The organism is Mesorhizobium sp. AA22, from assembly GCF_001672375.2.
Taxonomy (GTDB): Bacteria; Pseudomonadota; Alphaproteobacteria; order Rhizobiales; family Rhizobiaceae; genus Mesorhizobium; species Mesorhizobium wenxiniae.
Genome location: NZ_CP048406.1, coordinates 1805517 through 1829254 on the forward strand (window position 1 = coordinate 1805517; position 23738 = coordinate 1829254).

Genomic DNA, 23738 nt, shown 5'->3' on the forward strand with positions numbered 1-23738 from the left:
GAAGCGGGTGGTTTGCGTGCGCTGCTTCACCCATCTGATTGCAGAAGCCGATGAAGCCAGAGGAGGCAAAGCCATGACCATTCATCCGATAGGTTCGAAAGCAGCGGTCCGATCGGCGGAAGCGCGGGTCGCCGGATATGATTGGCAGGCATTGGCCGAGGAGATGAGCGGCTACGGCTGCGCAGTGATGGAAAAGCTGCTGACACCGGAAGAATGCCGGGAGATCGCCGGGCTCTATCCCGACGAAAGCCATTTCCGCAGCCATGTCCACATGGCGCGGCACGGCTTCGGCAAGGGCGAGTACCGCTATTTCCGCTATCCCTTGCCCGAGCTGATCGGCGGCTTGCGCACCGCGCTCTATCCGCGCCTGGCCGCGGTCGCCAACGAGTGGAACGAGCGCATGGGCATCGCCCAGCGCTACCCGGACGAACACGCCGCGTTCCTTAAGCAATGCCACGACCAGGGCCAGACGCGGCCGACGCCGCTTCTGCTGCAATACGTTGCCGGCGACTTCAACTGCCTGCATCAGGATCTCTACGGCGATCTTGCCTTCCCGCTGCAGGTGGCGATTCTGCTGTCCGAACCCGGCGAGGACTTCACCGGCGGCGAGTTCGTGCTGACCGAACAGCGCCCGCGCATGCAGAGCCGCGCCGAGGTGGTGCCGCTACGCCAGGGCGATGCCGTCGCCTTCGCGGTTCACAATCGTCCGGTCCAGGGCAGCAAAGGCAGCTACCGCGTCAATCTCAGGCACGGCGTCAGCCGGCTTCGCTCCGGCCTGCGCCACACCGTCGGCATTATCTTCCACGACGCGAAGTAAAGTGTCTTCGAAGGGCCTGCGTAGAGGCGACGGGCGGCTTCGTGCTAAGGGGGTCGGGGCTGGTGGCGACCTTGGTGGACATTCTGTAACGCTGATGATCGGCGACGCCTCGATGAGAGCGCTCCTCTCCCCGTCACTATACGGGGAGAGGATGCCGGCAGGCAGGTGAGGGGCGGCGCCAGCGTGAAATGATTGGCCTGCCCGTCCGGCGATGCCCGCTCTTGTCGGCCGCGAGAATACATGCGCCAACCGCTTTGGTCGCTTCGGCGCCTTCGCTCAGGCCTGAAACAGCGCCAGCCCTTCGGCGGTGAGGTGGCGGGCCTTGCCCTTGGCGAGCTCACCGAGTTGCAACGGGCCGATCGCCACCCGCACCAGGCGAAGCACCTCGACATCGTGCGCGCCGAGCAGCCGGCGAATGTGGCGGTTGCGGCCCTCGTCGAGGGTGATTTCGAGCCAGGCGGTGCTGGTGCCGCTGCGCAGGATGTCGATCGACCGCGCCGTCAAATCCTCGCCGTCGACCGTTGCGCCGGCGCGCAACTGCGCCAGCATGGCCTCGTCGGACAGGGCGCCGATCTGCACGTGGTAGATCTTGGCGACGTGCGAGGCGGGGTCGAGCAGGCGCTGCGCGAAGCGCGTGTCGTTGGTCATCAAAAGCAGGCCTTAGCTGGCCTTGTCGAGGCGGCCGACCGGCGACACGAAGGGCAGGTCGAGTTCTGCCAGGCAGTCATAGACGGTGCCGCGGTCCTGCGGGTCGTCGCGGGTGGTGACCAGGCCGCGCGGCTTGTTGATCATCAGATAGACCTTGCGCTCGGCGACAACGCGGCTGCCGTCGACCTCGATGCGGTCGCGGCCGGGATCGACGCGCAGCGAGCCGTTGCGCACGATTTTTCCGGCGACCCGGACGCGCCCTTCGGCGACCAGAATTTCGGCCTGCTTGCGCGAGCACAGGCCGAGCTTCGACAGCGCACGACAAAGGCTGACTCCTGGCGGATTGGCTCCGGCGCTAGGCGAGGGGCGTCGCCGGCCGCTATTCGGTCGTGGCGCTATGGTTTTGCGAGAGCGCTCCGGCAAGGTCAGGGCTTTCCCGCCAGCCCATCTCCAGCCCTGGCGAGCGTTTCCATGCCTTCGCTGAGGTGCCTTTTCAGGACGCGGAGGGCTGCCTCGGCGTCACGGTGGCGGCAGGTCGTCAACAGGTGGAGGTGCTCCGACTGCGAGCGGCTGCGATAGTTGAGGTTGGACAGGAGAACGCGAACGTAGCGGTCGGCCGCATTGTGGTGGGCTTCGATGAGGCCGAGGAGCCGGGCGTTGCCGCAGGCGCTGTAAAGCGCCAGGTGAAAGGCACGGCTCAGCGATCCGCAGCGGCCGACATTCGGCTCGGCATCGATCTGGTTGAGCACATAGCCGGCCTCGTCTAGTTTTTCTTTGCCGAGGTTGGGGATCGAAAGCCGCAGCGCTTCGCCTTCGAGCAATGCGCGGACCGCAAAGATCTCCCTGTTCTCGGCAGCGTCCATCCTGGCGACATGCGCGCCCTTGGTCGGATGGATCGACACGATGCCTTCGGCTTCGAGCTGGCGAAGCGCGTCGCGGACCGGCATGCGGCTGAAGCCGAACCGCTCGGCCAGGTCGTCCTGACGCAGCGGCGTGCCGGCCGCCAGGCTGCCCTCGGCAATCGATTGGCGCAGCACATTCGCCACTTGCTCCGCCACCGTCAGCGGCTTCTGCATCAAGCCTTCGCCAAGCCCGCGCAAACCATTCTCCCTGCTATCCTGCGGGCCTTGCCTAACAGAAAGCAGCTAGGGGGGATATGTGGATTCTCGTATACGAGTATCCCAGCGTGTATTGGCGGTGATGCCGCGTCACGCCGCATGGGCCAGCCGGCCGGCGAGCCCTGCTGCGCGGCTTCGGTTCCGCTGCCATCCGCGTGTTTGAAAATTCCTGGCGCTCTACCGGACGGAACCCGTCTCGGTAGCCGAGCGCCAGGAGATTTTGCGGTCAGGAAAACGGTCACCTGCCTCGGACGCGCCGCTTCCCTCGCTCCGACGTGGTGCCTGGCTGATCGCCGAGGCACCACGATCGTCAATTCGACCTGGGGTCGTTCAGCGTCTCGAGGACGAAAGACGCGGCAATCAGGTCGTCGGCATCGAGCCGCAGGGAGCCTTCACCTCCTCCCATGACGGCGGCGACCTTCTGAAAGGTTTTCATCTCGTGCCCGGTAATTCGGGCGCTTTGCATCCTGGCTTTGAGGTCAGCGACACGCAGCCCCAATGTGTGCGACGTTCCAATTTCACGGTTCGACATGACAATATGCTCCTCCCCAACCCATGCTTTTTGCCTCCCCGCCGGTATTCGCCGTCGCCTTGCCTAAATATAAGGCATCGCGAATACAGCGCCCCGAACGCGTGGTGCGAGGGAAGGTTCCAGCGCAACACGGTCACGAAATAATACGGGCCAGCCGGCCGATCCGGCAGGCTAACCGCAGGAGGGTGGCAGGCGCGGTGGATCGGTCACAAGCTGCACGCCGAACATTGCCGTCGCCGTCGAAGAAAACCTGCCGGTCTGCGAAGCGAAAAAGCTCACGGCAGCTCTGGAAGACGAGCTGTTCGAGCCCATGCCGGCGTTTGCGGCTGCCAATATCAGATTGGCGAGTGCGGATGCCGATCATGCTCACGGCGAACATGACAGGCACCAACGATCACATCGACCGGCTCGTTTCCGTTGGCCTCAGCATCATCCACTTCCTCAAGGAGCACCGCCCGCAGGCTGCGGACGAACGCTGCCTTCGGCGATGGATGCGCCGGGCGCGCTCAGCGCTGTTGCGGCGGCGGCGATGCTATGCCGCAACCAGACGTGCCGAGGTTCGTCCTGGTGGCGCGCGTGCCAGAGAAGGCTCATGGTGAAGCTGCCGAGATCAAGGGGGCAGCGAGACGAAACGTCCGCCCACCATCTGCGCCAGGCTCGACGGCAGCGTCATGATCAGGTCGGACTGGGCAGCGATTTCCACTGCTGCAAGGAAGCTCGGTACGCGCACGCTCACCCGTCGTCGGCGGCCCACACCAGCGAGCGCCACGTCGACGAACGCTGGTCCAACGCCGGTGACGCTCACCACGATATGACCCAATTCAACAAATCGGTCGAGCGTAAGCTCATGGTTCGCTGAGGGATGCCCGGTGCGCATCAGGGTGACAAAGCGGTCTTGATAGAGGCCGCGCCGGCGGATGCCCGCGGGCGCATCGTCGATCACGCCGACGAGTGCGTCCACGGCGTCCTCCTCCAGTGCTTCGATCGCCGTTGCGCTGGGCGGCAGAATGTCCAGATCGAGCGCCGGCGCCTCGACGGTGAGACGAGCAAGCAGATGAGGCGCCAACGCGGCAGTCTCAAGATCCATCATCAGCAGCCGCACATGACCGGTTGCCGTTGCCGGGTCGAACGGATTCGCCCCCAGCATCGTAGCGATGTCCGCCAAGGTGCTGCGCAGCGCCGGCCGAATCTCGTCGGCGCGGGCAGTGAGCACGTAACCTGTCCGCCCTTCCACCAGAAGGGCATCCGCGAACAGCTTTCTTAGCCGCGACAGCGCACGGCTCACCGCCGGCTGGCTCATACTGAGACGGACGGCGGCCCGCGTGACGCTTCTTTCGTCAAGCAGCGCCTCGAGCACCACCAGCAGGTTCAGGTCGACGCGACGCAAATTCACTTCGTGCATGCCGGCTATATAATACATGCATTTATCGCATGCATAGCCATTCCGTAATCTGAGGTTCTCATCAATCGCGAACACCCGAGGAGAACAGATCATGCATGTGGTTTTTGGAGCAAATGGGCGGGCCGGCGGGGAAACGGCGCGTGCGCTGATGGCGAACGGTGAGCCCGTGCGCGTGGTCGTGCGCCGTCGGGAACAGGGCAAAGCGTGGGCGGCGCTCGGTGCCGAAGTCGCCCTCGCCAGCCTTGATAACGCAGAGCAGGTTTCCGCCGCTTTGAAGGGCGCCACGGCGGCGTTTCTCCTCAACCCCCCGCCCGTCGCCGGCGATCCGTTTGGACAGACAGCGGAGATCGGCGCAGCACTTGCCCAGGCGGTCCGCCGCGCCGATCTGTCCAGGAGCGTTATCCTATCGTCGATTGGCGCGCAGCATGAGACGGGCACCGGGGTCATTGCCACCTTGCATCAGGTCGAGGCGATGCTAGCCGGCACCGCGCCCGCCACGGCCTTTCTGCGCTCGGGCTATTTTGTCGAAACTTGGTCGGAAGTCGCTGAGGCTTGCGTTTCGGAAGGCGTGCTCCCGTCGTTTCTGGAACCGGACCGGAAAATTCCCATGGTCAGCACGACCGATGTCGGGCGCGCTGCCGCCCGGCTGATGTCCCAGAACTGGGCTGGAACGCGCATCGTGGAACTGGCCGGGCCCGAAGACTGGAGCGCCAGCGATGTGGCGGTTGCCTTTGCGAAGGTTCTCGGCCGTCCGGTCGAGCCAGTGCTCGTGCCGCCGGAGCAGCGCGAAGCGGTCCTGGCCGAGGCGGGGCTCTCCGCGGAGGTTACCGCCGCCCTGCTCGGCATGTACGAAGGCATTGCAAACGGCCGCTTCACGCGCCAGGCCGGAACCGAACGTTGGCGTGGCACGACATCGCTGACAGCCGCGGTCGAGCGTATCGTGACGAAGCTGCGCGTTGCCGCTTAACCATTCATGCGAACCTTGTGATGGCAGGAGGACTTCCGGCCCCGGCCGACTCGCACTGTCACAGTTGCAGGAACCCGACCGTCGCATCGTGATCGGCACCCGCGGCGGAACGGGGTTATGACGCTCACACTCGGCCCCTCGAACCTGGCAAGCATTCGGTAGGTCGCCGGCCGGGTGTTCGACGAAATCGCAGCAGCTCGATCCAGCGCCAGCCGCCGTCGCCCATCTTCTCGTTGGCCGCGACCTGGCAGGCGAAATGCCCGGTCTAGGATTGCCTTGGCGCGGTCCTGGTGGAATAACGGCAACTGGTACGAGCATTGATCGGTTCTCTTCTGCCTTGATTCCGCCCACAGGCAAGAACGACGCGGGCGGCCGAAAAGAATTATGCTGAGCCGAGAATCTTTTCGGTAACTCCGGTCGTCTTCTGCTGAGACCAACCAATCAGGAGACGAACCATGGCCTACAAACTCATTCGCTACAGCGTGAAAGACACCGGGCTGGAAGAGAACCGCGCGCTGGTTGCAAAGGTGTTCGAGGCGCTGGATGAGACGGCGCCGCAGAGCGTGCGCTATCTGGTGCTCGAACTGGACGACGGCGAGTTCATCCACGTCGTCGGCGAGGGAAATGAACCATCCGCGTTGACCGGGCTTGCGGCCTTCGAGGCGTTCACGCAGAACCATGCGGAGCGACGTTCGACCCCGGTAAAGCGATCGCCTGCCAAAATCATCGGCAACTACCATGTGCTTGAGGACGGCAAAGCCGGATAGAGCGACCGCGCCAGGGCCGAAAGAACGCCATGATCTCACGAAAATTCGATCGGCCGGCGCTGGAGGCGATGCTCGCCGAGCTACACCCCAAACTGCACCGCTACTGCGCCCGAATGGCCGGCTCGGTGATCGACGGCGAGGACATCGTGCAGGAGACGCTGCTGAAGGCGCTGCAGGCGGTCGACGGCAGCATGGCGGTCGAGCGGCCCGAGCAATGGCTGTTTCGCATCGCCCATAATGCCGCGCAAGACCATCTGCGCCGGCGCCATCGGGAAAGGTCGCGCATGAGCGAGACCGACATGACCACCATCGAGGATCCTTCCGGCAGCGCCGACAGCAGGATCGCCGCGGCGACCGGCTTGCGCAGCTTCATGCAGCTTTCGGTGGCTCAGCGCAGCGCCGTGATCCTGATCGACGTGCTCGGCCTTTCCCTGCACGAGACCTGCGAGGTGACCGGCGCCACGCTCGCCGCCACCAAGGCGGCGCTGCATCGCGGGCGGGCACAGCTGCGCGTGCTGGCAGCCGAGCCCGAACACGTCGCCGCGCCTAAGCTCGGCGCCGATGACGAGCGGCGGCTGCGCCGCTATGTCGATCTGTTCAACGCGCGCGACTTCGACGCTGTCAGGGCGCTGATCGCCGAGGATATCCAGCTCGAACTCGTCAGCCGCCTCCGCCTGCGCGGCAAGGCCGAAGTGTCGACCTATTTCGGCAATTACGACCGCATCAGCGACTGGGCGCTGTCGCTGGGCTTCATCGATGGAAGGCCGGCGATCCTGATCCGCAACCCGCAGGAGCCGGACGGCGCCGTGCGCGGCTTCATGCTGGTCGAATGGCAGGACGAGCGGGTCGTCCAGATCCGCGATTTCCGCTACGCACCCTGGTGCCTGGTCGATGCGGAGATCAGCATCGTGGACGGGTGAGGAATCTACGACCCACACCTGTCCGCTCGATATGGAGTCGGTGCCGCTGCAACGTGTCTAGAGCGGTTCCGGTTCTCTTGGGACCGTAACTCGCTCTAACTATATGTTTTGCGGCATTTATGCCGACGCCAAATGATCCCATTTGGCTGCAAAATGCTCTAGTCGACACGCACGCGGCGCGTCACCTGGCCATTGCTTTCCCAGTATGTGTGTTTCTTGGCAATCAAGGGATCGTCCATTGCCGGTTGAACTTGTCCCGTGGTGCTGACCGCGCGCGAGGTCACCGTGTGTTCTCCAGGAGCGGGACTTGCCCAGTCCAGGGACCAGATTTTCCAGGCGTGCCCGGCCTCCTCACTGTGGTCAATGGTCGCTGGTGCCCAAGGCCCTTGATCGATTTGCACTTCGACCCGCTCGATCGGCGCCCCCCAGGCTGCCCCAATGACGCGGTAGTCCGAGTCTTTCCGGGTAACCTTCGCAGGCGCGGACTTTATCAGCGCTCGGCCAACCGAGTTCTCGGTCCACACGCTCTCGCCGTTGTGCTCTTCCTCCCGGATGGTGACATAGTCACGCGCCATCAGAAGGTTCATGAAGCGGGTGTCGCGAACCTCGATGCGCTCCAGCCACTTGACGTTGGCGATACCGTACCAACCTGGAGCAATCAGCCGCAGCGGAAAACCATTGGGCGCCGGCAAGGCGGCTCCGTTCATTTCATAGCAGAGCAGATTGTCGCGGTTCATCGCGTCGGCGAGCGACATGCTGCGAGCGAAGTTCTGCTGCATCTTGATATCGCGTATTGCGACCTCGCCTTTGTCAGTGCCGAAAAAGACAACCTCGATGCCATTTTCCAGAACGCCGGCCTCCTCGAGGATCGGGGCGAGCGGCGTCCCAGCCCAGCGCGCATTGCCGATGCCGCCGGTGAAAAAGGGGAAACCGTGGTTGCCCGAGCATTCCACTGTGAAAACGACCTCCTGCCGCGGTCGCGCCCTGATGTCGGCGAGCGTTAATTTTAAAGGCTTCTTCACCAGGCCTCCGATCTCCATCGACCATGTCTTCTCGTCGATCGTTGGTCGATTGAAATGCGAGATGCTGAAGAACTTGTCGTTTGGTGTTATCCAGCTATCCAAATCCTCCCAGACAAGCTGCTTCTGGATACCGACCGGATCGGGATTTTCGGTCGGCTGATCCAGCCACGGAATAACTTCCTCGCTCGGCCGTGTTGGAAAAGCGTAAGCCCGACGCGAGGTATAGAGAGCAGCAATTGCGGCAAGAGCCGCACTTCCTTGAACAAGGAGTTCTCTGCGCTGAAAATCAGGCATGCTGTTTACCTCCCAGTTGATCCGGAACGGGCTGCAACGTGCCTTAGGCCGTAGCCTGATCACGGATAGGCGACATAATGTGAGGTCTGCCGACCCGGAAGTATCCGGACAGGTCAGACAATCACCCGACGCAAGTCAAGCATGTGAAGCATTGGACGAAACACCAGCTCGCGTTTCGCACGCTAAGAGTGCGCCTTTGAGAAGGACGTGTCCACAACCTGGACGGGACATGATGATGATTGCAGCATTCGAGACCGATTTTTCCAGTCCTGCCAAAATCGTTTGCTGCTCGGATTGCTATCGGAAACGGCCGCTTTTGGGGTCGTCTCCAGGCCTTCGCGGGTGCGGTCGGAAAGGGCCGGTCCGACCGCATTTCTGCCGTTCCGATGTCGGCCTCACGATCTCCAAGGCGCACGTTCACCCATTATTCAGCGAGAAGGCGCGATGGTCTGCCGTCTTCCATGGCGCGACAGGATGGCGGTGCGGCCGGCGCAGGTGTATGTTGATGGTCTAATCTTTCGATATCAGGGAGGACAGCATGACGTCTTGGGAAATCAAGGGACGCGAACTTGTCAATTGCACCTGCGAATATGGCTGCAACTGTCAATTCAATGCGCTGCCCGACAAAGGCCATTGCCATGCGGTGGCGGGCATCCAGATCGACGAAGGTCATCATGGCGAGACCGCTCTCGACGGCCTTCGGATCGCCGCGATCTTCAAATGGCCTGGCGCGATCCACGAGGGCAATGGCGAAGCCATCGCCTTCGTCGACGAGAATGCAACCGACCGGCAGCGTCAAGCGCTGCTGCGCATCATGACCGGCCAGGACACCGACCCGTTCGCGACGATGTTCGCCGTCTACGCCTCAACCGTAACAAAAATGAATGAGCCGGTTTTCACCAAGATCGATCTCGACCTCGATATCGACGGCCGCAGGGGCCGCATCTTCGTCAAGGACTACATCGAAACCGTCGGCGAACCGATCCGCAACAAGGTGACGGGCGCGGACTCGCGCGCTCAGATCGTGTTGCCGAACGGCTTCGAATATGCAGTCGCCGAGATCGGCAGCGCTTCGAGCACAACCAGCGGGCCGGTTCAGGTGAACATGAAGGACAGTTACGGCCAGTTCGCCCGGCTGCATCTCAACAATCACGGGGTGGTGCGGGCCTGAGGCGCCACATGGACGGCGGGTCGCCGCTGGAACGGCTGCTCAGACGCGACCGCGTCATCACGATTGCGGGCGTGGTAACGCTGTGCCTGCTGGCCTGGCTTTATATCGTCGCGGGTGCAGGGCTCGGCATGAATGCGTGGGAGATGACGAGGCTCGCGCTATTCCCCCACCAGCAAACTGCCGACCTGACCTCCGATATGTCTGGGATGGATATGCCCGGCATGGACATGAGCGCGATGACCATGGCAGCCGAACCGCGGGCCTGGGGGCCGGCGATCTGGGCACTGATGATCGCCATGTGGTGGGTCATGATGGTTGCCATGATGTCCCCGAGTGCGGCGCCAACTATTCTGCTCTATGCGCGCGTGCATCGCCATGCGCTCGCACAGGGTCAGATCCAGGACAAGCTCGCGCCCACCGGCGTATTTATGGCAGGCTACCTCCTGGTTTGGCTGGGGTTTGCCGTCGTGGCCACCGCGTTGCATTGGCTGCTCGAACGCGAGGCGTTCGTTTCCGCAACGATGATGAGTTCGCAGAGCCGCTGGCTTTCCGGCATCGTCCTGATCGCCGCGGGCCTGTATCAGCTCTCGCCGCTCAAGAACGCCTGCCTGTCGCATTGCCGGGCACCGACCGCGTTTCTTGCCCGACACTGGCGTCCCCACGCAGTCGGCGCGCTGCGTTTGGGCGCGTTGCACGGGGCGTTTTGTGTCGGATGCTGCTGGATGCTGATGGCGTTGTTGTTCGTGGGCGGCATCATGAATCTGGTGTGGGTTGCCGGGCTCGCTATTCTGGTGCTGGCTGAAAAGCTGTTTCCTGCCGGCCAGTGGGTTGGCCGGGCAGCCGGCATCGCACTGATCGCCTGGGGCAGCGCAACGCTTTTGGTCTGACGACCAGGGCGGCCTATGTCGGCATTCAATGGCGTGAGGAACTTTGACTCCTCGCATCCGTTTACCCGAATGTTGGGATGGGAGGTTCCGCCAATGAATGTCAGCGACGAAAGGACTGTATCCCTCTGGGCGGCGACCGAAGTAGCGCCCGACGCGGTCGCGCTCGGGCAGAGCGAACAGGTCGATGTCGTGGTCGTCGGGTCTGGAATTGCCGGACTGTCGGTCGCGTACGAACTGGCCGTCGCCGGGCAAAAGGTGGCGGTCCTCGATCGCGGCCGGATCGGAAGCGGCATGACGGCTCGCACTACCGCGCACCTGTCATCCATTTGCGACGACTACTTTTCGGAACTGACCAAATTGCGCGGTGAGGAGCTGGCGCGGATGTATTACCAAAGCCAGTCGGCCGCTATCGACCGTATCCAATCAATCCAGGAGAGCGAGAGTATCGCGTGCGATTTCCGACGCCTCGACGGCTTTCTCTTTCCGGCTTCCGGCAGGCAGCAATCCGACATCAAGCGCCAGCTGGACGCCGGTCTGAAAATCGGTGTCGACGTCGAGAAGACCAAGGGTGTGCCGTTTGCAGGCTTTTCGGATGCGCAGGCCCTTCGATACGCCAACCAGGCGACCTTCCACCCGCTCAAATATCTCCGCGGGCTGGCGGTAGGCATCCGCTCGCGCGGCGGCGCGCTTTATGCCGATACCGTTGTCGAAAAGGTCGAGGAGACTGACCGCGGCGTGCGCGCAACCACGGTTTCAGGCTTTACCGTGTCCGCCAAATCGGCCGTTGTCGCCACCAACTCGCCGATCAACGATCGGGTCGCCCTCCATACCAAGCAAGCGCCGTATCGGACCTACGCGATGTCGTTCGAGATCGCGCGCGATACCATACGGGATGCCCTGTATTGGGATACTGAAGACCCTTACCACTACGTTCGGCTTCAGCCTGGCGAAGATCGGACCGACTTCCTGATCGTCGGAGGTGAAGACCACAAAACAGGGCAGGCCGATGATGCCGGTGATCGCTTCGCGGCCCTGGCGGCCTGGACCAAAAGGCTGGTGCCCGATGTCGGCGTGGAAACCAACCGGTGGTCCGGGCAGGTGATGGAGACCGTCGATTATGCGGGGTTCATCGGCCGCAATCCTGGCAACCGCCGCGTCTTTGTGGCGACTGGGGATTCCGGCCAGGGCATTACCCATGGCGTCGTCGCCGGCCTGTTGATTTCCGACCTGATTCTGAAGGGGGAAAGCCGCTGGCGCGATCTTTACGAGCCGTCTCGCAAGACGGCAGGCGCGATCGGCGATTATCTGTCGGAGAATGCGACAGCGCTCAAGAGTTTTGCCGAGTATATCGCGCCTGGCGAAATCGATTCCGTCGACAAGCTGCGACCGGGAGAAGGTGCCATCGTCCGCGAAGGGCTCACCAAAATCGCCGCGTTTCGCGATGACGACGGCACGCTCTACAAGCGCTCGGCCGCATGCACGCATATCGGCTGCCATGTCCATTGGAATTCCCTCGAGCGCTGCTGGGACTGCCCCTGCCACGGCTCGCATTTTGCTATCGACGGCACGGCTTTGAACGGACCGGCCGTGTCGCCCCTGGCTTCGCTTGACGCCCTCTTCGAGACGAATATTCGCCTCGCCTGACTGGGCGCTTCCGCTCAAGTGGTCCTGCGAGGCGCCAATGGCGAACGCTCAAGAGGGCGCGAAGTGGAATTTCTGCATCGCATCGGTCCGGCCAAACCGGCTCACAACTCCTTTTCGGCCAGCTCGCGAAAGGCATCGGGAATCGACCGCGACAGTCCGAGCGCGACCGAGGCATAGCCGACCGCCTCCCAGCCGAAGCGGTCGCGGATCTTATCGACGGCGCGGTCGGCGGTCCAGCGCGCCACGCCCTTCCTTGTGCCGGGGCGGCGGCGGTCGTCATCGAGGCCGAGCGGCAGTTCCAGCTGTAGGCCCGGCTGCTTTTCCAGATGCGAGACGGCGATCGCCAGCAGCGAAATGGTCTTTTCGTGCGGATGATCGACAATCACCTTGCGCACCAGCGCCTCGGCGATCTCGGCCAGCATCGCGGTTGCCGAAATCGGCTGATCGAGCGTGATCGAGCGCGTCACCGAGCGCAGGTCGGCGAAGCGGACACGGACCGTCACCGTACGGCCGGGCCGCGATTTCGCCCGCAGCCTGGTGGCGACCCTGTCGGCCAGATGCAGCAGGGTCGGCACGAAGACTTCCTCCTCGGCCGGTTTCCTGCCGAGCGCCGACTGCGCGCCGGCCGATCGCGCCCGGCGCTGCGTCTCGAGCTTGCGCGGATCGCGGTTCCAGGCCAGCGCGTTGAGCTTTTCGCCCGCCGCCGGGCCGAGCAGGCGCTCCAGCGACCCATCGTTGGTCTTCGCCAGCTCGCCGATGGTGTTGACGCCGATGCCGGCCAGCCGCTCCCTGGTGACCGGACCGACGCCCCACATCAGCTCAACCGGCAGATCGTGCAGGAACTCGAGCTCGTGGCGCGGATCGACCACCACCAGCCCGTCGGGCTTGGCCACTTGCGAGGCGATCTTGGCCAGATGCTTGGTGCGCGCCACGCCAACCGAGATCGGCAGGCCGAGTTCGGCGCGCACGCGGCGGCGGATGGTTGTGGCGATCTCGGCCGGCGGGCCGAACAGACGGGTGCAGCCGGTGACGTCTGCGAAGGCCTCGTCGATGGAAATCCGCTCGACCACCGGCGTGAAATCGCCAAGCACTTTGATGGCCGCATCGCCCAGCCGCTGGTAATCCTTGAAATGACCGCCGCCGAAAATCAGACCGGGGCACAGTTCCCGCGCCCGCCGCCCCGGCATGCCGCCACGTACGCCGAAGGCCTTGGCCTCGTAGGACGCGGCCAGCACGACGCCGCCGCCGACGGCGATCGGCTTGCCGCGCAGGGCCGGGTCGAGCAATTGTTCGACCGAGGCATAAAAGGCGTCCAGATCAGCGTGGAGGATGTTGGCTTCCATCCGGCCCGTTCGCCCGCGGAGGTTCGAACGCCGCATTGTCTCGAGGGTGGTTTGGTTTGGAACATAGAGAGAACATTGTACGTGGATTGTCAAGGAGCGTGGACGGCAGGTGGAAGACAATCGCTTCAGGTTTGCGCTGGCCCTCATCGCTGCTAGGCACTTCTCCCTGTAGGGACGGGAGCAGGACGCTCTCGTCGATGGTTTCGCTAATCACCAACGTTGCAGGAACTGCCGATGTTGCGGACAGCCCCCTTCGCCCCGTCACCATGCGGGGAGAAGGTGCCGGCAGGCGGATGAGGGGCGGCGCCGACTCGGCAATCAGCCGATCGAGCGCTACAACCCCATCTTGTAGCCGAGATGGCTGGCGATGAAACCGAGGCGCTCGTAGAAAGCGTGCGACTCTTGTCGACTCTTGTCGGTCGTGAGCTGAACGAAGCTGCAGTTGCGCGAGCGGCACTCTTCAACCGCCCATTCGATCATGCGTTTGCCGACGCCGCCGGACCGGCGGTGCCGGGCAACGCGAACGCCTTCGATTTGCCCGCGCCAGGCGCCTTTCCTCGAAATGCCCGGAATGAAGCTGAGCTGTAGGGATCCAACCACTTGCCCGGCTTCGACGGCCACCGCCAGCAGCTGGTTGAGATCGGCATCGATTGCCCTGAAGGCATCGAGATATGAGGGGGCGAGCGGCGTCGACGCGTCTTCCCGACCAGCGCCAAGCGCATCGTCGGCTAGCAATGCGACAATCGCCGGCAGATCGGGCGCTTGCGCGCGACGGAAATCAATTTCGCTCATCGAGGGACGACATACGGCGCGGGCTTGGCGACGGCAAGTGCGGTCCAGCCATTCGCGGCCGATGGCGTCGACGACCTCCGGCTTACGCGGCCTGCCGTGCCCAGAGGCGGTGGCCATAGCGGCGGAAGAAGCGCGCCAGGAGCCGCTGCTGCCTGGCGCGGGCGAGATCGGCGCCGCGTCTTTCCTGGCGCCAGCGCGGCATGTTGCGGAACAGCGCAATGAAGCGGGCGGCGTCCTCGAGCGCCTCCTCGGCCGACTGCGCCGGGCGGATCGCCGCCAGGAACAAGGCCTCGCCGTGCTTCAGCCGGTCGACCACCGCCTTGCGCTGGTCATGGCCCAGGCGGGCCTTGCCTATGCCGTCGAGGCGGATGGCGGCGAAGGCTGCCAGCATGGCCGGGCTGTCGCCGGTATAGCCGCAATCACGGGCGAATTGAGCGGAGAGGGCGTCCATCCTGGTTCCCTTGGCTGAGCGGCCGCGACGGGTGCCCGGTCTTCCGCCCATGCGTACGTCCACGGCGCTAACTAATCATCGGTATATCGTACACAAGCATAACTCTAAAATATGCGCAAGTTAAACTTTTACGCAGGGTTGGGCAGATCCGACTCGACTCTTCGGAAAAAACCCATAATGTTGCGAACAAAACAGGAACATGAGGCATCAGGAACAATGGCATTGCCGGGCAAGGAAGCGACGCTCGCCGAGGTTGTCTCGATTGCGGTCGAGTGTATCGATTGCGGCCGCAACAGATGGTGGAAGCCGGCTGAGCTCAGGCGCTTCGGGGTAACTGCGCAGACGCCGCTGGCGTCCCTTTCGGGGCGCCTCATTTGCTCGGCCTGCCGCGCCGATGGCCTGCCGGGCGCAGCGGTCGTGATCCAGGCGGCATTCGTCGACGAGCAGCAGCGGCGCCGCGCCGAGGCGCGGATGCTCAGCGAGCGCGAGGTTCCGCTGGAGAGATCCAGGCGGGCTTGAGTGGCGCGCCGATCCACCTTCTCCGACAGGGGGAGAAGCGAGCGCGCGAACCCGCCACCCCTAATACCCCAGCAGTTCCTTGAGCGGGATGACGCGGAAGACGGCCTTGATCGCGTAGCGGTTGAAGGTCAGCGTCTTCGGCGGATTGTACTGCTCGACGACCAGCTCGGCAGCGGTGCGCTTGACAAGCTTCTTGATGAAGGCCTTGCCGTTGCGTTCGTTTTCTTCGGGGAACATCTCGATCACCACATGGTCGCCTGGCACGGCGTCGCGGCCGCCGCAATAAAGCATCTCGCCGGGCTCGTAGCGCGGCACCATCGAGTCGGAGAGCACATGCAGCGCAAACACCTTGCGCAGATGGGCGATGCCGGGCGGGCGCTGGACGTAGCCGGCGACCTCGCCGTTGAAGGTGAAGTCGCCGTCGTCGCCGCCAACCGCAGCACCCAGAAGCTCGATGTCCATAGGGCCGGCGGGCAAAGGGGCGGCGTCGGTGACGATCTCTGCGTCGGCGACATTGTCGGCGTCGTCGAGGAAGACGACCTCGCCCTTGCCGAGCGCCACCGGGTCGACGCGCAGGAAGGCGGCGGTCTTCAAAAGGTTCTCGGTTTTTGGCAGGTTGCGGCCGGTTTCCCAATTGCCGACGGCGGCGACATCGGTGTCGTTGTGCTCGGCAATGTGGCGCATCACCAGGCCACGCTGCTTGCGCGCCTTGCGGATCGCCGCTCCGACCTTGATCGACAATGAGGTTTTCGCCATGGCGGCCATCTGAAACATAAGAATCGGTTTCGTCCATGAAAGAATGCCTTGCATAATTATTCGAGTTATGCTTATATGCAGCCATGCACAAGCCTCGTTGCCCCATCTCGTTTTCCCATCCGTCCCGGCTGTCCTCCTCCCCGGCCGGGACGAAACCCGAGGCCAGCGCCTCGGCTCCGGTCGCCCTGCCGTCATCGCAGGCGACCGGAACGGCCGGAGCCGTTCCCCTCACGGCTCCGGCCACGAACTTACGCGAGTGCCGCGCCGGCCTTTCGCGCATCCGCACCGAGGATGGCACGGTCATTGTCTTCGACCGGCGCACGGGCAGGGCGGTTTCCGGCGCCACCCGCGAGGCGGCCGAGGCGAAGCTTGGCCGCCGGTGGTGATCTCCCTTCTCCCCTGTGAACGGGGAGAGGGGCAGCTTCGGCATCTACGCAACCCTTTCAATGGAAGAACACCATGCCCGCCTGTACCGACACAGAATTGCAAAGCATCGCCCGCACGCCGGCCAGGCTGGCGCCGCCGGTCTGGCTGCCGCAGCGCCAGACCGTGCGCGAGATCCACGGGCCCGACGGCGAGTCCTTCAAGCTGCCGGCGCCGCGCCCCGTTGCCGCCGGGCGCCAGCCGCACGTCGCGGCCATGCGCTTCATCGACTGCCTGTTCAACCGCTGCCGCGCACCGCTCGATCTGACGCTGGAGGAAGATCCCGAGAACGACGCGCCCGGCAGCCGGCCGGCACTGGACATGCTGTGCTGCGGCCTGCGCACGCGGCCGCTGAAAAGCTACTGCGCCTATCACGCGGCGCGCTTCTGCGACCATCGCCCTACGGCTCTGGCGGATGCGGCGTGAACTGGGTCTTGCGTTCCTCGCCCCGCTACGTGGGGCGAGGACCCCAGGTTCTGCGAAGGCAGCCAATCAAACGAGGAGACTGTCCATGAGCAAGAAGACCGCCAAGGTCAAGGCGCCGAAGGCGCCCAAACTGGCAAAGGGCGAGGCCGAGCAGGTGCGCATCCGCAAGGAGGTCGGTCATAATTTCGCACTGAAGGACGACGCCTTCGGCCGCAAGCGGCTGGCGACCGGCACGCTGGAGGCGAGGCGCATTTATGAGGTTTCCAATGACGGCCACACCTCGACCGGCGGCATCGTGCGGGTGCGCAACGTCGACCCGCTGACCGGCATCACCTCGCTGTCGCGCCAGCAGCGCGAGGCGGGTATGCGCTACCGCGAGGATTTTCGCGTCTCGGCCCAGGACGGCGTCAAGCCGATGGCGCTGACCGAGCGCGTCGACGGCGGCCGCATCGGCGGCGGCGTTGCCGACCGCATCCTGTCGGCCGGCCGCGCCTATGCCGACGCCACCAGCGCGCTTTCGCATTGGGAGGTGTCGGGCGTGGTGCAAAAAGTCTGCTGCCATGGCGAAACGGTGAAGTGCCTCGCCGAACAGACGGGCGAGCCGCGGGACGTTGTGTCTAAGCTGCTCAAGGTTGGGCTGGATTTGTTGGCGGTGCATTACGGGATGATGCTGATGCGGCGGCCGCGGGGGTAGGGCGCGAACGGACGGCGGGACGTCGAACCAATGGGTGATCAGGCTAGAGGCGAACCTCGATCGCCGGCGTCCTCCAATTGAAGGGCGCGGGCTTCTCGACGGCCTGTTACGGTGCGCCATTGCTGGTAGATCGCAATGCCAAAGCCACCGCTAGACCCTCATTTCGCAGACGTGGCGCCGACGTCTTCGGTGCTGACCGCCTATGACGAGCACTGCATGCTGACTTACATCCGGCTGCTCGATGCTTCGGCGGACGGGGCCGATTGGCGTGAGGTCGCCTACACCGTTCTGCACATTGATCCGAACCAGGAGCCGGAACGGGCATTCCGGGCTTGGGCGACGCATCTGGCGCGCGCTCGCTGGATGACCGGGAATGAGGGTTGGCGCCGATCGGCACGATGAGCGGCGTGGATGACGCCGGAGATCTTTCGTGGAACTGCCGTCCCGGTTTGCCCGTTTAGACAGGAATCCAACTGGGAAGCGCCCGATGAACTCTTGGCAAATCAACACTTTGGAGGCGTGCTGCCTTCTTGCCGTTCCGCTGTCGATGATCCTTACGGTTCTGATAGCGGGTCTTATCCTTGGCTGAATCCCCGCTACACTGTCCAGTGAAGAAGGCTCTTCCCGGCCCGCATCGTGGTACGGGGCAATCGTGGGTTGCGCCTCTACGTCAGCATTTTGCGACGATCAGGCGCCGTAGCGAGCGCTCACCATATACGTTGGGGCTGTTAAGAGACAGGATTAAGGCGTATTAGCGAGTTAGAGTTAACAAAGGGTTTTCAGGTGACGCTGCTTCAAATCTCCTCGATCGTGGCTGAACTCGCGGTCTCCTACGTCACGATTGCACTCACATATCTGGCAGCTGTGTACGCGATTTGCTCCCGCTACTAGCCGCCGCGCGTCCAGTCGGCTTCCAGCACGCGACGCCTGTCGCCCGCCTGGCGCCAAATTTCGTCAGGGGCGCCCATAGCGACAGCGTCATCTTGGACGCGCATTGCCCAACCTCTCAATCCTTCGCGCGTTCCACGTACGCGCCGTCGGCCGTCATGACCACCACGCGGGTGCCGGCGCTGATGTGCGGCGGTACCAGCGTGCGCACGCCGTTGGACAGCGTCGCCGGCTTGTAGGACGAGGATGCCGTCTGGCCCTTGGTCACCGGCTCGGTCTCGACCACCTCGAAAGTGGCGCGCTGCGGCAGCACCAGCGAGATGGCAATGCCGTTGTGCTGCGAGATCTGCACCGCCATGCCTTCCGTGAGATAGGGCGCCATCTCGCCGACCACGCTTTCTGACACCGCGACCTGGTCGTAGCTCTCCGGGTTCATGAAATGAAAGCCCTCGCCATCGCGGTAGAGGAAGGTGTGCTCGCGCTCCTCGACATAGGCGCGCTCGACCTGCTCGGTGGTGCGGTAGCGCTCCGAAACCTTCACTCCATCGGAGATGCGGCGCATGTCGAGCTGGGTCACCGGCGTGCCCTTGCCGGGATGGATGTTTTCGGCAAAGAGGATCACATAGAGCTTGCCGTCCTTTTCGACGACATTGCCTCTGCGTAGGGAACTGGCGATGACCTTCACGGGCTTCATTCCTAAGAGTGTTGACTGGCCTGGGAGCGCCGACTGGCGCAAATCGGCTGCGGGAGCCGTCCGGTGCGGCCTAGCGCATCTTGGCTGCAATCGCCAGTCCTCGATGCGAATCCTTCTGTCATGACCGCCGCCTCGCCCTGGTGGACGCCTGATGTTCACGCCGACCGCCGGCCGCGGCTGATCCTGCGCAATGCCATCACTGCGGCCCTGCGCGACTGGTTTGCCCGCCGCGACTTCGTCGAGGTGGAGACGGCGGCGCTGCAAATCTCGCCCGGCAACGAGGCGCATCTGTCGGCCTTCGCCACCGATGCGATCGGCCCCGACGGGCAGCATCAGCCGCTCTATTTGCACACATCGCCGGAATTCGCCTGCAAGAAGCTGCTCACCGCCGGCGAGAAGCGCATCTTCAGCCTGAGCGCCGTCTATCGCAACCGCGAGCGCGGCCCCTTGCACCATCCGTCCTTCACAATGCTCGAATGGTACCGGGCTGATGAAACCTATGAGCGCCTGATGGAGGATTGCGCCGGGCTTGTCGCGCTGGCCGCCGAGCGGGCCGGCACAAAGCGTTTCTCCTTTCGCGGCCGCGAGGCCGATCCGTTCGCCGAGCCGGAACGGTTGAGCGTCGCCGAGGCTTTTGCGCGCTATGCCGGCATCGACCTGCTGGCCACGGTCGCCGCCGACGGCAGCACTGATCGTGAGGCGTTGTACACGGCGCTGGTTGCGGTGGGCCTACGCACCGCACCGGACGACAATTGGGCCGATCTGTTCAGCCGGGTAATGGTGGAAAAGATCGAGCCGATGCTGGGGCGGGGGTGCGCCACCATCCTTTACGGCTATCCGATTTCGGAGGCAGCACTTGCCCGGCCGAGTGCGGATGATGCGAGGACCGCCGAGCGCTTCGAGCTCTATTGCTGCGGCGTCGAGTTGGCCAACGCCTTCGGCGAACTGACCGACGCCGCCGAGCAGCGCCGGCGCTTCACCATCGAGATGGACGAGAAGGAGCGCGTCTATGGCGAACGCTATCCGATCGACGAGGATTTCCTCTCCGCACTCGCCATCATGCCGCAGGCAAGCGGCGCCGCACTCGGCTTCGACCGGCTGGTGATGCTGGCGACGGGGGCGATGCGGGTCGAGGATGTGATGTGGACGCCGATGGCGGGTTTGTGAGGCGAGGCGAATTGGCTGAGGGGGACTCTGCCGCTACGCCAAAGGCAAAGATCAGCGCCTGTCCAGCCCGGCCTCGATGACGATATGCTGGCAGACGCCTTCATTGGCATCGGCATGCTGCGAACCATCGACTTCGACGACAAGTTCCTTTTCCGGGCAAGCAAAGTCGACGATGTAACCAGCGATCGGAAATTGTCTCCGGAACCCGAGCCCATCAGCTGATGGGCGCGAAGCTCATTCCAGAGCTTCAATTCGGCGTCGGTCATGACTTTGCGCATCGACTTGGCATTGGCGCGATTTCGTGGGGCAACCGCGTGTGAGGGATTGTCAGTGCTCGGTTGCTTTTGAGATTGGCGCTCTACGGCGCGCCCCTCTGTCCTGCCGGACATCTCCCCCAAAAATGGGGAGATTGGCAGTTCCGCCGACAGCGCCACTTTTACGAGGTTGGCGATTGGCGAAATCAAAGATGACGGCCGATCTCCCACCAATGGGGAGATGTCCGGCAGGACCAGAGGGGGCGCTGTCCCGCCAACCTTGCCTTGATTTCGAGCTCCATCCTCACTGCTTCTCCTCCCGGTGGGACTTCACATTTCCTACCGCCCCATTAGCAAAGCGACGATGAGCTGCTGCAGATTGCCGCGCGGGGCGAATTCTACCCGGTCGAAATCGCGGCTTGCCTGCCGCTGTGCCTGGGAGAGTTCGGCGAGCCGCCTAGTCATTTCGGTCCTGATCTTTTCGCACCCGGGATCGTCGGGGACGGACAGGCCGATGGTGGCCGTCTCGATCTTGCGGACCATATCGACGATGATGTCGCCATGCACCTTTTCGTGGGCGGCGAGGCCGGCGGCAAAAACGTCCCAACTTTTCTGCACGGCGGCCGGCACCGGCCCGGACGTTTTGGGCAAGGTGTAGGTTATGATGAGCTTCGGCCGCGCCGATACCAGCACGCAGGCATTGCCTTGTCGCTGATAGTCCCTGACCCAGGTCAGCTTGAAATTGGTGTAGGCCATGGCGCGGACCTTGCTTTTGCCGATCATCGGCCCCCGCTCGCCCATCGAGGCATGGAGCTGGGGACCGGTCTGCCCTGAAACGGCGTAGGTCTCGACCTTCTCGACCGGCTTCCATCCCGCCTGCGCCGGCGATGCCAGCAAACAGGCCAGGAGCAGAGACTTCAGAACGACTGTTTTCATGCGAATCCCCCGGGCTGATGGCTTTGGTGCGCTTGAGATCATCAACGCGTGGCAGGAATGCGGTCAAGGCGCCCTTGCCAAACTCGGCGTTCGCATTCGCGTCGAAAGAACCAATCGACGGCGATGCGCCGCAAACTCAATCCGCTTGGCGGGCCCGTTTTGAAATCTTCTTTCTCACTAATCTCTATCAACTTACTAGAGTTAAGCCACAAAAGCGCTTTGCGAGGAGCCCAAATGTCGAAAAAGCTGGTGGTGGGGCTGTCAGGCAACCTGACCCGTCCGTCGAAGACCAAGGCGTTTATCAGCCACATCGTCGCGGAGGTGGCGAGCAGCACCGGTGCAGCCTCGACCGTTTTCGACCTAGAGGATCTCGGTCAGTCCTTCCCGCTGGCAAAGCGCATTGGCGATCTGGATCCGTTGGCCAGAAACATCGTCGAGCGATTGCTGGGGGCCGATGTCCTGGTGGTTGGCTCGCCGACCTTCAAAGGCAGCTACACCGGGCTGTTCAAGCATTTCTTCGACCTGCTCGACCCGTCATCCCTGAGGGGAAAGCCGGTCATCCTTGCTGCGACGGGCGGCGGCGATCGTCATTCGCTGGTGGTCGAACATCAGCTGCGGCCGCTGTTCGGCTTCTTCGAGGCGCTGACCCTGCCGACCGCGATTTACGCCTCCGACAAGGACTTCGCCAACGGCGTGCTGGTGTCCGAAGCCATCCATGCTCGCGCCAGGCAAGCGGTCGCCGAAGCTTGCCGGGCGGTGCCACGCAGCGTCGGTCTTGCCGCTTGAACACGGCCAGTGACCCTCAATCCCTTTCCGCACAGTCAGAAGGAACCCGCAATGACCAGACCCAGCAAGTCCAGGCAGATCAAGCTTGGTGCTTTCCTGCCCGGTGGCGGACAGCATATCGCAGCCTGGCGCCACCCTGACGCGCCGGCCGACGGCGCGACGAATTTCGAGTTCCACAGGCAGCTCGCGCTTACCGCCGAGCGCGGCCTGTTCGATGCCTATTTCCTCGCCGACAATCTGACCGTCGGCCTCGGCGCCCGCGAAGGCGGCAATGCAAAGATCGCCGGGTTCGAGCCGGTGACGCTGTTTGCCGCATTGGCGCCGCTCACCACACATCTGGGCTTCATCGCCACCGCCTCCACCACCTATGAGGAGCCGTATACGCTCGCCCGCAAGTTCGCCTCGCTCGATCTTCTGTCGAATGGCCGGGCCGGCTGGAATGTCGTGACCTCGGCGGGCGACGAAACCGCGCGTAATTTCAATCGCGAGACGCAGCCTGCCCACGCCGAGCGCTATGCCCGCGCGCATGAGCATGTCGAGACGGTCAAGGCGCTGTGGGATAGCTGGGAAGATGATGCCTTCATCCGCGATAAGAAGTCGGGGCGCTTCTACGATAAGGACAAGCTTCACGACATCGACCATAAGGGCCCGCATTTCAGCGTCAAAGGTCCGCTCAATGTGCCGCGCCCGGTGCAGGGCCACCCGGTGGTGGTGCAGGCCGGGCAGTCGGAGGGCGGCCGCAAGCTCGCCGCCCAATCGGCTGAAGTCATCTTCACCGCCCATCAGAATCTAGCCTCGGCGCAAGAATTCTACCGCGACCTCAAGGCGCGCGTGAAGGCTGCCGGCCGCAATCCCGGACAGGTGCTGATCATGCCGGGCGTGGCACCCTTCGTCGGCCGCACCGAAGACGAAGCCCGCGCCAAATACCAGCAGCTGAACGATCTGATCCTGCCCGAAGATGGCGTGGCCCTGCTCAACGGGTTGGCCGGCCAGACGCTCGACATCAGGGGTTATCCGCTCGACGGACCGCTGCCGCCGAGCAAGGAAACCGAAGGCATGAAGAGCCGCCAGGCGCTGATCCGCCAGATCGCCGACGAGCACAACTTCACCATCCGCCAGCTCTACCAGTGGGTGGCGACGGCCCGCGGCCACTACACTGTCATCGGCAGCGCGGTGCAGGTCGCCGATCAGCTGGAGGAATGGTTCGGCAGCGAGGCCGCCGACGGCTTCAACATCCTGCCGCCCTGGTTGCCCGGCGCGCTCGACGACTTCGTCGACCTGGTGATCCCCGAGCTGCAGCGCCGCGGCCTGTTCCGCACCGCCTACGAAGGCAGGACGCTGCGCGAGAATCTCGGCCTCAGGCGGCCGGAAAACCCCTGGACCGCCGCCCGCTCGAAGGTGCTGGCCGCCGAATAGATTC

Annotated in this window: 26 protein-coding genes and 2 pseudogenes; 15 read left to right on the forward strand and 13 right to left on the reverse strand. The window is 63.7% G+C overall.

Going from position 1 to position 23738, the window contains the following annotated elements:
* The first annotated feature begins 73 nt into the window (after positions 1-73).
* Positions 74-817 (forward strand): 2OG-Fe(II) oxygenase, encoded by a 744-nt coding sequence (locus A9K68_RS08850; protein ID WP_065008675.1) that lies wholly within the window; start codon positions 74-76, stop codon positions 815-817.
* A 276-nt stretch (positions 818-1093) separates the two neighbouring features.
* Here the strand turns inward: A9K68_RS08850 and A9K68_RS08855 are convergent.
* From A9K68_RS08855 to A9K68_RS08875, 5 genes and pseudogenes are all read right to left on the reverse strand, one after another.
* Positions 1094-1780, reverse strand: a pseudogene (locus tag A9K68_RS08855) (pseudouridine synthase).
* 110 nt (positions 1781-1890) lie between these two features.
* The gene (locus A9K68_RS08860) at positions 1891-2541 is read right to left on the reverse strand and encodes a GntR family transcriptional regulator (RefSeq protein ID WP_065008626.1); all 651 of its coding nucleotides are present in this window, start codon (positions 2539-2541) and stop codon (positions 1891-1893) included.
* A 352-nt stretch (positions 2542-2893) separates the two neighbouring features.
* A complete protein-coding gene (locus A9K68_RS08865; RefSeq protein ID WP_065008627.1) occupies positions 2894-3115 on the reverse strand; it encodes a hypothetical protein in 222 nt (73 codons plus the stop codon).
* 133 nt (positions 3116-3248) lie between these two features.
* Positions 3249-3494, reverse strand: a complete 246-nt coding sequence (locus A9K68_RS08870) for a hypothetical protein (protein WP_065008628.1) — start codon at positions 3492-3494, stop codon at positions 3249-3251.
* A gap of 231 nt (positions 3495-3725) precedes the next feature.
* Entirely contained in the window at positions 3726-4535 is an 810-nt protein-coding gene (locus tag A9K68_RS08875) for a LysR family transcriptional regulator (RefSeq protein WP_246811323.1), read from the reverse strand.
* Between the two features lie 73 nt (positions 4536-4608).
* Between A9K68_RS08875 and A9K68_RS08880 the strand changes: the two genes are divergently transcribed.
* The 3 genes from A9K68_RS08880 (at position 4609) to A9K68_RS08890 (ending at position 7171) form a co-directional block, all read left to right on the forward strand.
* Positions 4609-5484 carry an NmrA family NAD(P)-binding protein gene (locus A9K68_RS08880; protein ID WP_065008629.1) on the forward strand — a complete coding sequence of 292 codons (876 nt, stop codon included), beginning with the start codon at positions 4609-4611 and terminating at the stop codon, positions 5482-5484.
* Between the two features lie 455 nt (positions 5485-5939).
* Entirely contained in the window at positions 5940-6251 is a 312-nt protein-coding gene (locus A9K68_RS08885) for a hypothetical protein (RefSeq protein WP_065008630.1), read from the forward strand.
* A 29-nt stretch (positions 6252-6280) separates the two neighbouring features.
* Positions 6281-7171, forward strand: a complete 891-nt coding sequence (locus A9K68_RS08890; protein WP_065008631.1) for a sigma-70 family RNA polymerase sigma factor — start codon at positions 6281-6283, stop codon at positions 7169-7171.
* Positions 7172-7329: 158 nt separating this feature from the next.
* Here A9K68_RS08890 and A9K68_RS08895 read toward each other — a convergent pair whose 3' ends face one another.
* Positions 7330-8487: a sulfite oxidase gene (locus A9K68_RS08895; protein WP_065008632.1), complete on the reverse strand. Its 1158-nt coding sequence runs from the start codon at positions 8485-8487 to the stop codon at positions 7330-7332.
* Between the two features lie 538 nt (positions 8488-9025).
* Here A9K68_RS08895 and A9K68_RS08900 point away from each other — a divergent pair.
* The 3 genes from A9K68_RS08900 (at position 9026) to A9K68_RS08910 (ending at position 12189) form a co-directional block, all read left to right on the forward strand.
* Positions 9026-9658, forward strand: a complete 633-nt coding sequence (locus tag A9K68_RS08900; protein ID WP_029351172.1) for a DUF1326 domain-containing protein — start codon at positions 9026-9028, stop codon at positions 9656-9658.
* A gap of 8 nt (positions 9659-9666) precedes the next feature.
* Complete coding sequence (locus tag A9K68_RS08905) at positions 9667-10545, forward strand: DUF2182 domain-containing protein (protein ID WP_065008633.1); 879 nt, start codon at positions 9667-9669, stop codon at positions 10543-10545.
* 93 nt (positions 10546-10638) lie between these two features.
* Complete coding sequence (locus tag A9K68_RS08910; RefSeq protein ID WP_065008634.1) at positions 10639-12189, forward strand: FAD-dependent oxidoreductase; 1551 nt, start codon at positions 10639-10641, stop codon at positions 12187-12189.
* A 101-nt stretch (positions 12190-12290) separates the two neighbouring features.
* On the opposite strand, the gene dinB is transcribed toward A9K68_RS08910, so the two are convergent.
* The 3 genes from dinB to A9K68_RS08925 form a co-directional block, all read right to left on the reverse strand.
* Positions 12291-13532, reverse strand: a complete 1242-nt coding sequence (dinB, locus tag A9K68_RS08915) for a DNA polymerase IV (protein WP_065008635.1) — start codon at positions 13530-13532, stop codon at positions 12291-12293.
* 333 nt (positions 13533-13865) lie between these two features.
* A complete protein-coding gene (locus A9K68_RS08920; protein WP_065008636.1) occupies positions 13866-14324 on the reverse strand; it encodes a GNAT family N-acetyltransferase in 459 nt (152 codons plus the stop codon).
* An 82-nt stretch (positions 14325-14406) separates the two neighbouring features.
* Positions 14407-14826, reverse strand: coding sequence for a hypothetical protein (locus A9K68_RS08925; RefSeq protein ID WP_246811324.1), 420 nt, complete (start codon positions 14824-14826; stop codon positions 14407-14409).
* 165 nt (positions 14827-14991) lie between these two features.
* Between A9K68_RS08925 and A9K68_RS08930 the strand changes: the two genes are divergently transcribed.
* On the forward strand, positions 14992-15294 hold the full coding sequence (locus tag A9K68_RS08930; protein WP_065008637.1) for a hypothetical protein: 303 nt from the start codon (positions 14992-14994) through the stop codon (positions 15292-15294).
* A gap of 60 nt (positions 15295-15354) precedes the next feature.
* Here A9K68_RS08930 and A9K68_RS08935 read toward each other — a convergent pair whose 3' ends face one another.
* Positions 15355-16059: a helix-turn-helix transcriptional regulator gene (locus tag A9K68_RS08935; protein ID WP_065008676.1), complete on the reverse strand. Its 705-nt coding sequence runs from the start codon at positions 16057-16059 to the stop codon at positions 15355-15357.
* Between the two features lie 74 nt (positions 16060-16133).
* On the opposite strand from A9K68_RS08935, the gene A9K68_RS08940 reads away from it, so the two are divergent.
* From A9K68_RS08940 to A9K68_RS08955, 4 genes are all read left to right on the forward strand, one after another.
* The gene (locus A9K68_RS08940; RefSeq protein ID WP_065008638.1) at positions 16134-16436 is read left to right on the forward strand and encodes a hypothetical protein; all 303 of its coding nucleotides are present in this window, start codon (positions 16134-16136) and stop codon (positions 16434-16436) included.
* 73 nt (positions 16437-16509) lie between these two features.
* Positions 16510-16899: a hypothetical protein gene (locus tag A9K68_RS08945; protein ID WP_065008639.1), complete on the forward strand. Its 390-nt coding sequence runs from the start codon at positions 16510-16512 to the stop codon at positions 16897-16899.
* A gap of 85 nt (positions 16900-16984) precedes the next feature.
* Positions 16985-17593 carry a DUF6456 domain-containing protein gene (locus tag A9K68_RS08950; RefSeq protein ID WP_065008640.1) on the forward strand — a complete coding sequence of 203 codons (609 nt, stop codon included), beginning with the start codon at positions 16985-16987 and terminating at the stop codon, positions 17591-17593.
* A gap of 135 nt (positions 17594-17728) precedes the next feature.
* Positions 17729-17995 (forward strand): hypothetical protein, encoded by a 267-nt coding sequence (locus A9K68_RS08955; protein WP_065008641.1) that lies wholly within the window; start codon positions 17729-17731, stop codon positions 17993-17995.
* Between the two features lie 604 nt (positions 17996-18599).
* On the opposite strand, the gene efp is transcribed toward A9K68_RS08955, so the two are convergent.
* Positions 18600-19166, reverse strand: a complete 567-nt coding sequence (efp, locus tag A9K68_RS08960) for an elongation factor P (protein ID WP_065008677.1) — start codon at positions 19164-19166, stop codon at positions 18600-18602.
* Between the two features lie 129 nt (positions 19167-19295).
* Between efp and epmA the strand changes: the two genes are divergently transcribed.
* Positions 19296-20342 (forward strand): EF-P lysine aminoacylase EpmA, encoded by a 1047-nt coding sequence (gene epmA, locus A9K68_RS08965; RefSeq protein ID WP_065008642.1) that lies wholly within the window; start codon positions 19296-19298, stop codon positions 20340-20342.
* Between the two features lie 51 nt (positions 20343-20393).
* On the opposite strand, the pseudogene A9K68_RS08970 reads toward epmA, so the two are convergent.
* Positions 20394-20620, reverse strand: a pseudogene (locus tag A9K68_RS08970) (endonuclease domain-containing protein).
* Positions 20621-20935: 315 nt separating this feature from the next.
* The gene (locus A9K68_RS08975) at positions 20936-21532 is read right to left on the reverse strand and encodes a DUF922 domain-containing protein (RefSeq protein ID WP_065008643.1); all 597 of its coding nucleotides are present in this window, start codon (positions 21530-21532) and stop codon (positions 20936-20938) included.
* Between the two features lie 234 nt (positions 21533-21766).
* Between A9K68_RS08975 and msuE the strand changes: the two genes are divergently transcribed.
* Positions 21767-22318: an FMN reductase gene (msuE, locus tag A9K68_RS08980; protein ID WP_065008644.1), complete on the forward strand. Its 552-nt coding sequence runs from the start codon at positions 21767-21769 to the stop codon at positions 22316-22318.
* A 51-nt stretch (positions 22319-22369) separates the two neighbouring features.
* Positions 22370-23734, forward strand: coding sequence for an LLM class flavin-dependent oxidoreductase (locus A9K68_RS08985; protein WP_065008645.1), 1365 nt, complete (start codon positions 22370-22372; stop codon positions 23732-23734).
* Positions 23735-23738 lie beyond the last annotated feature (4 nt).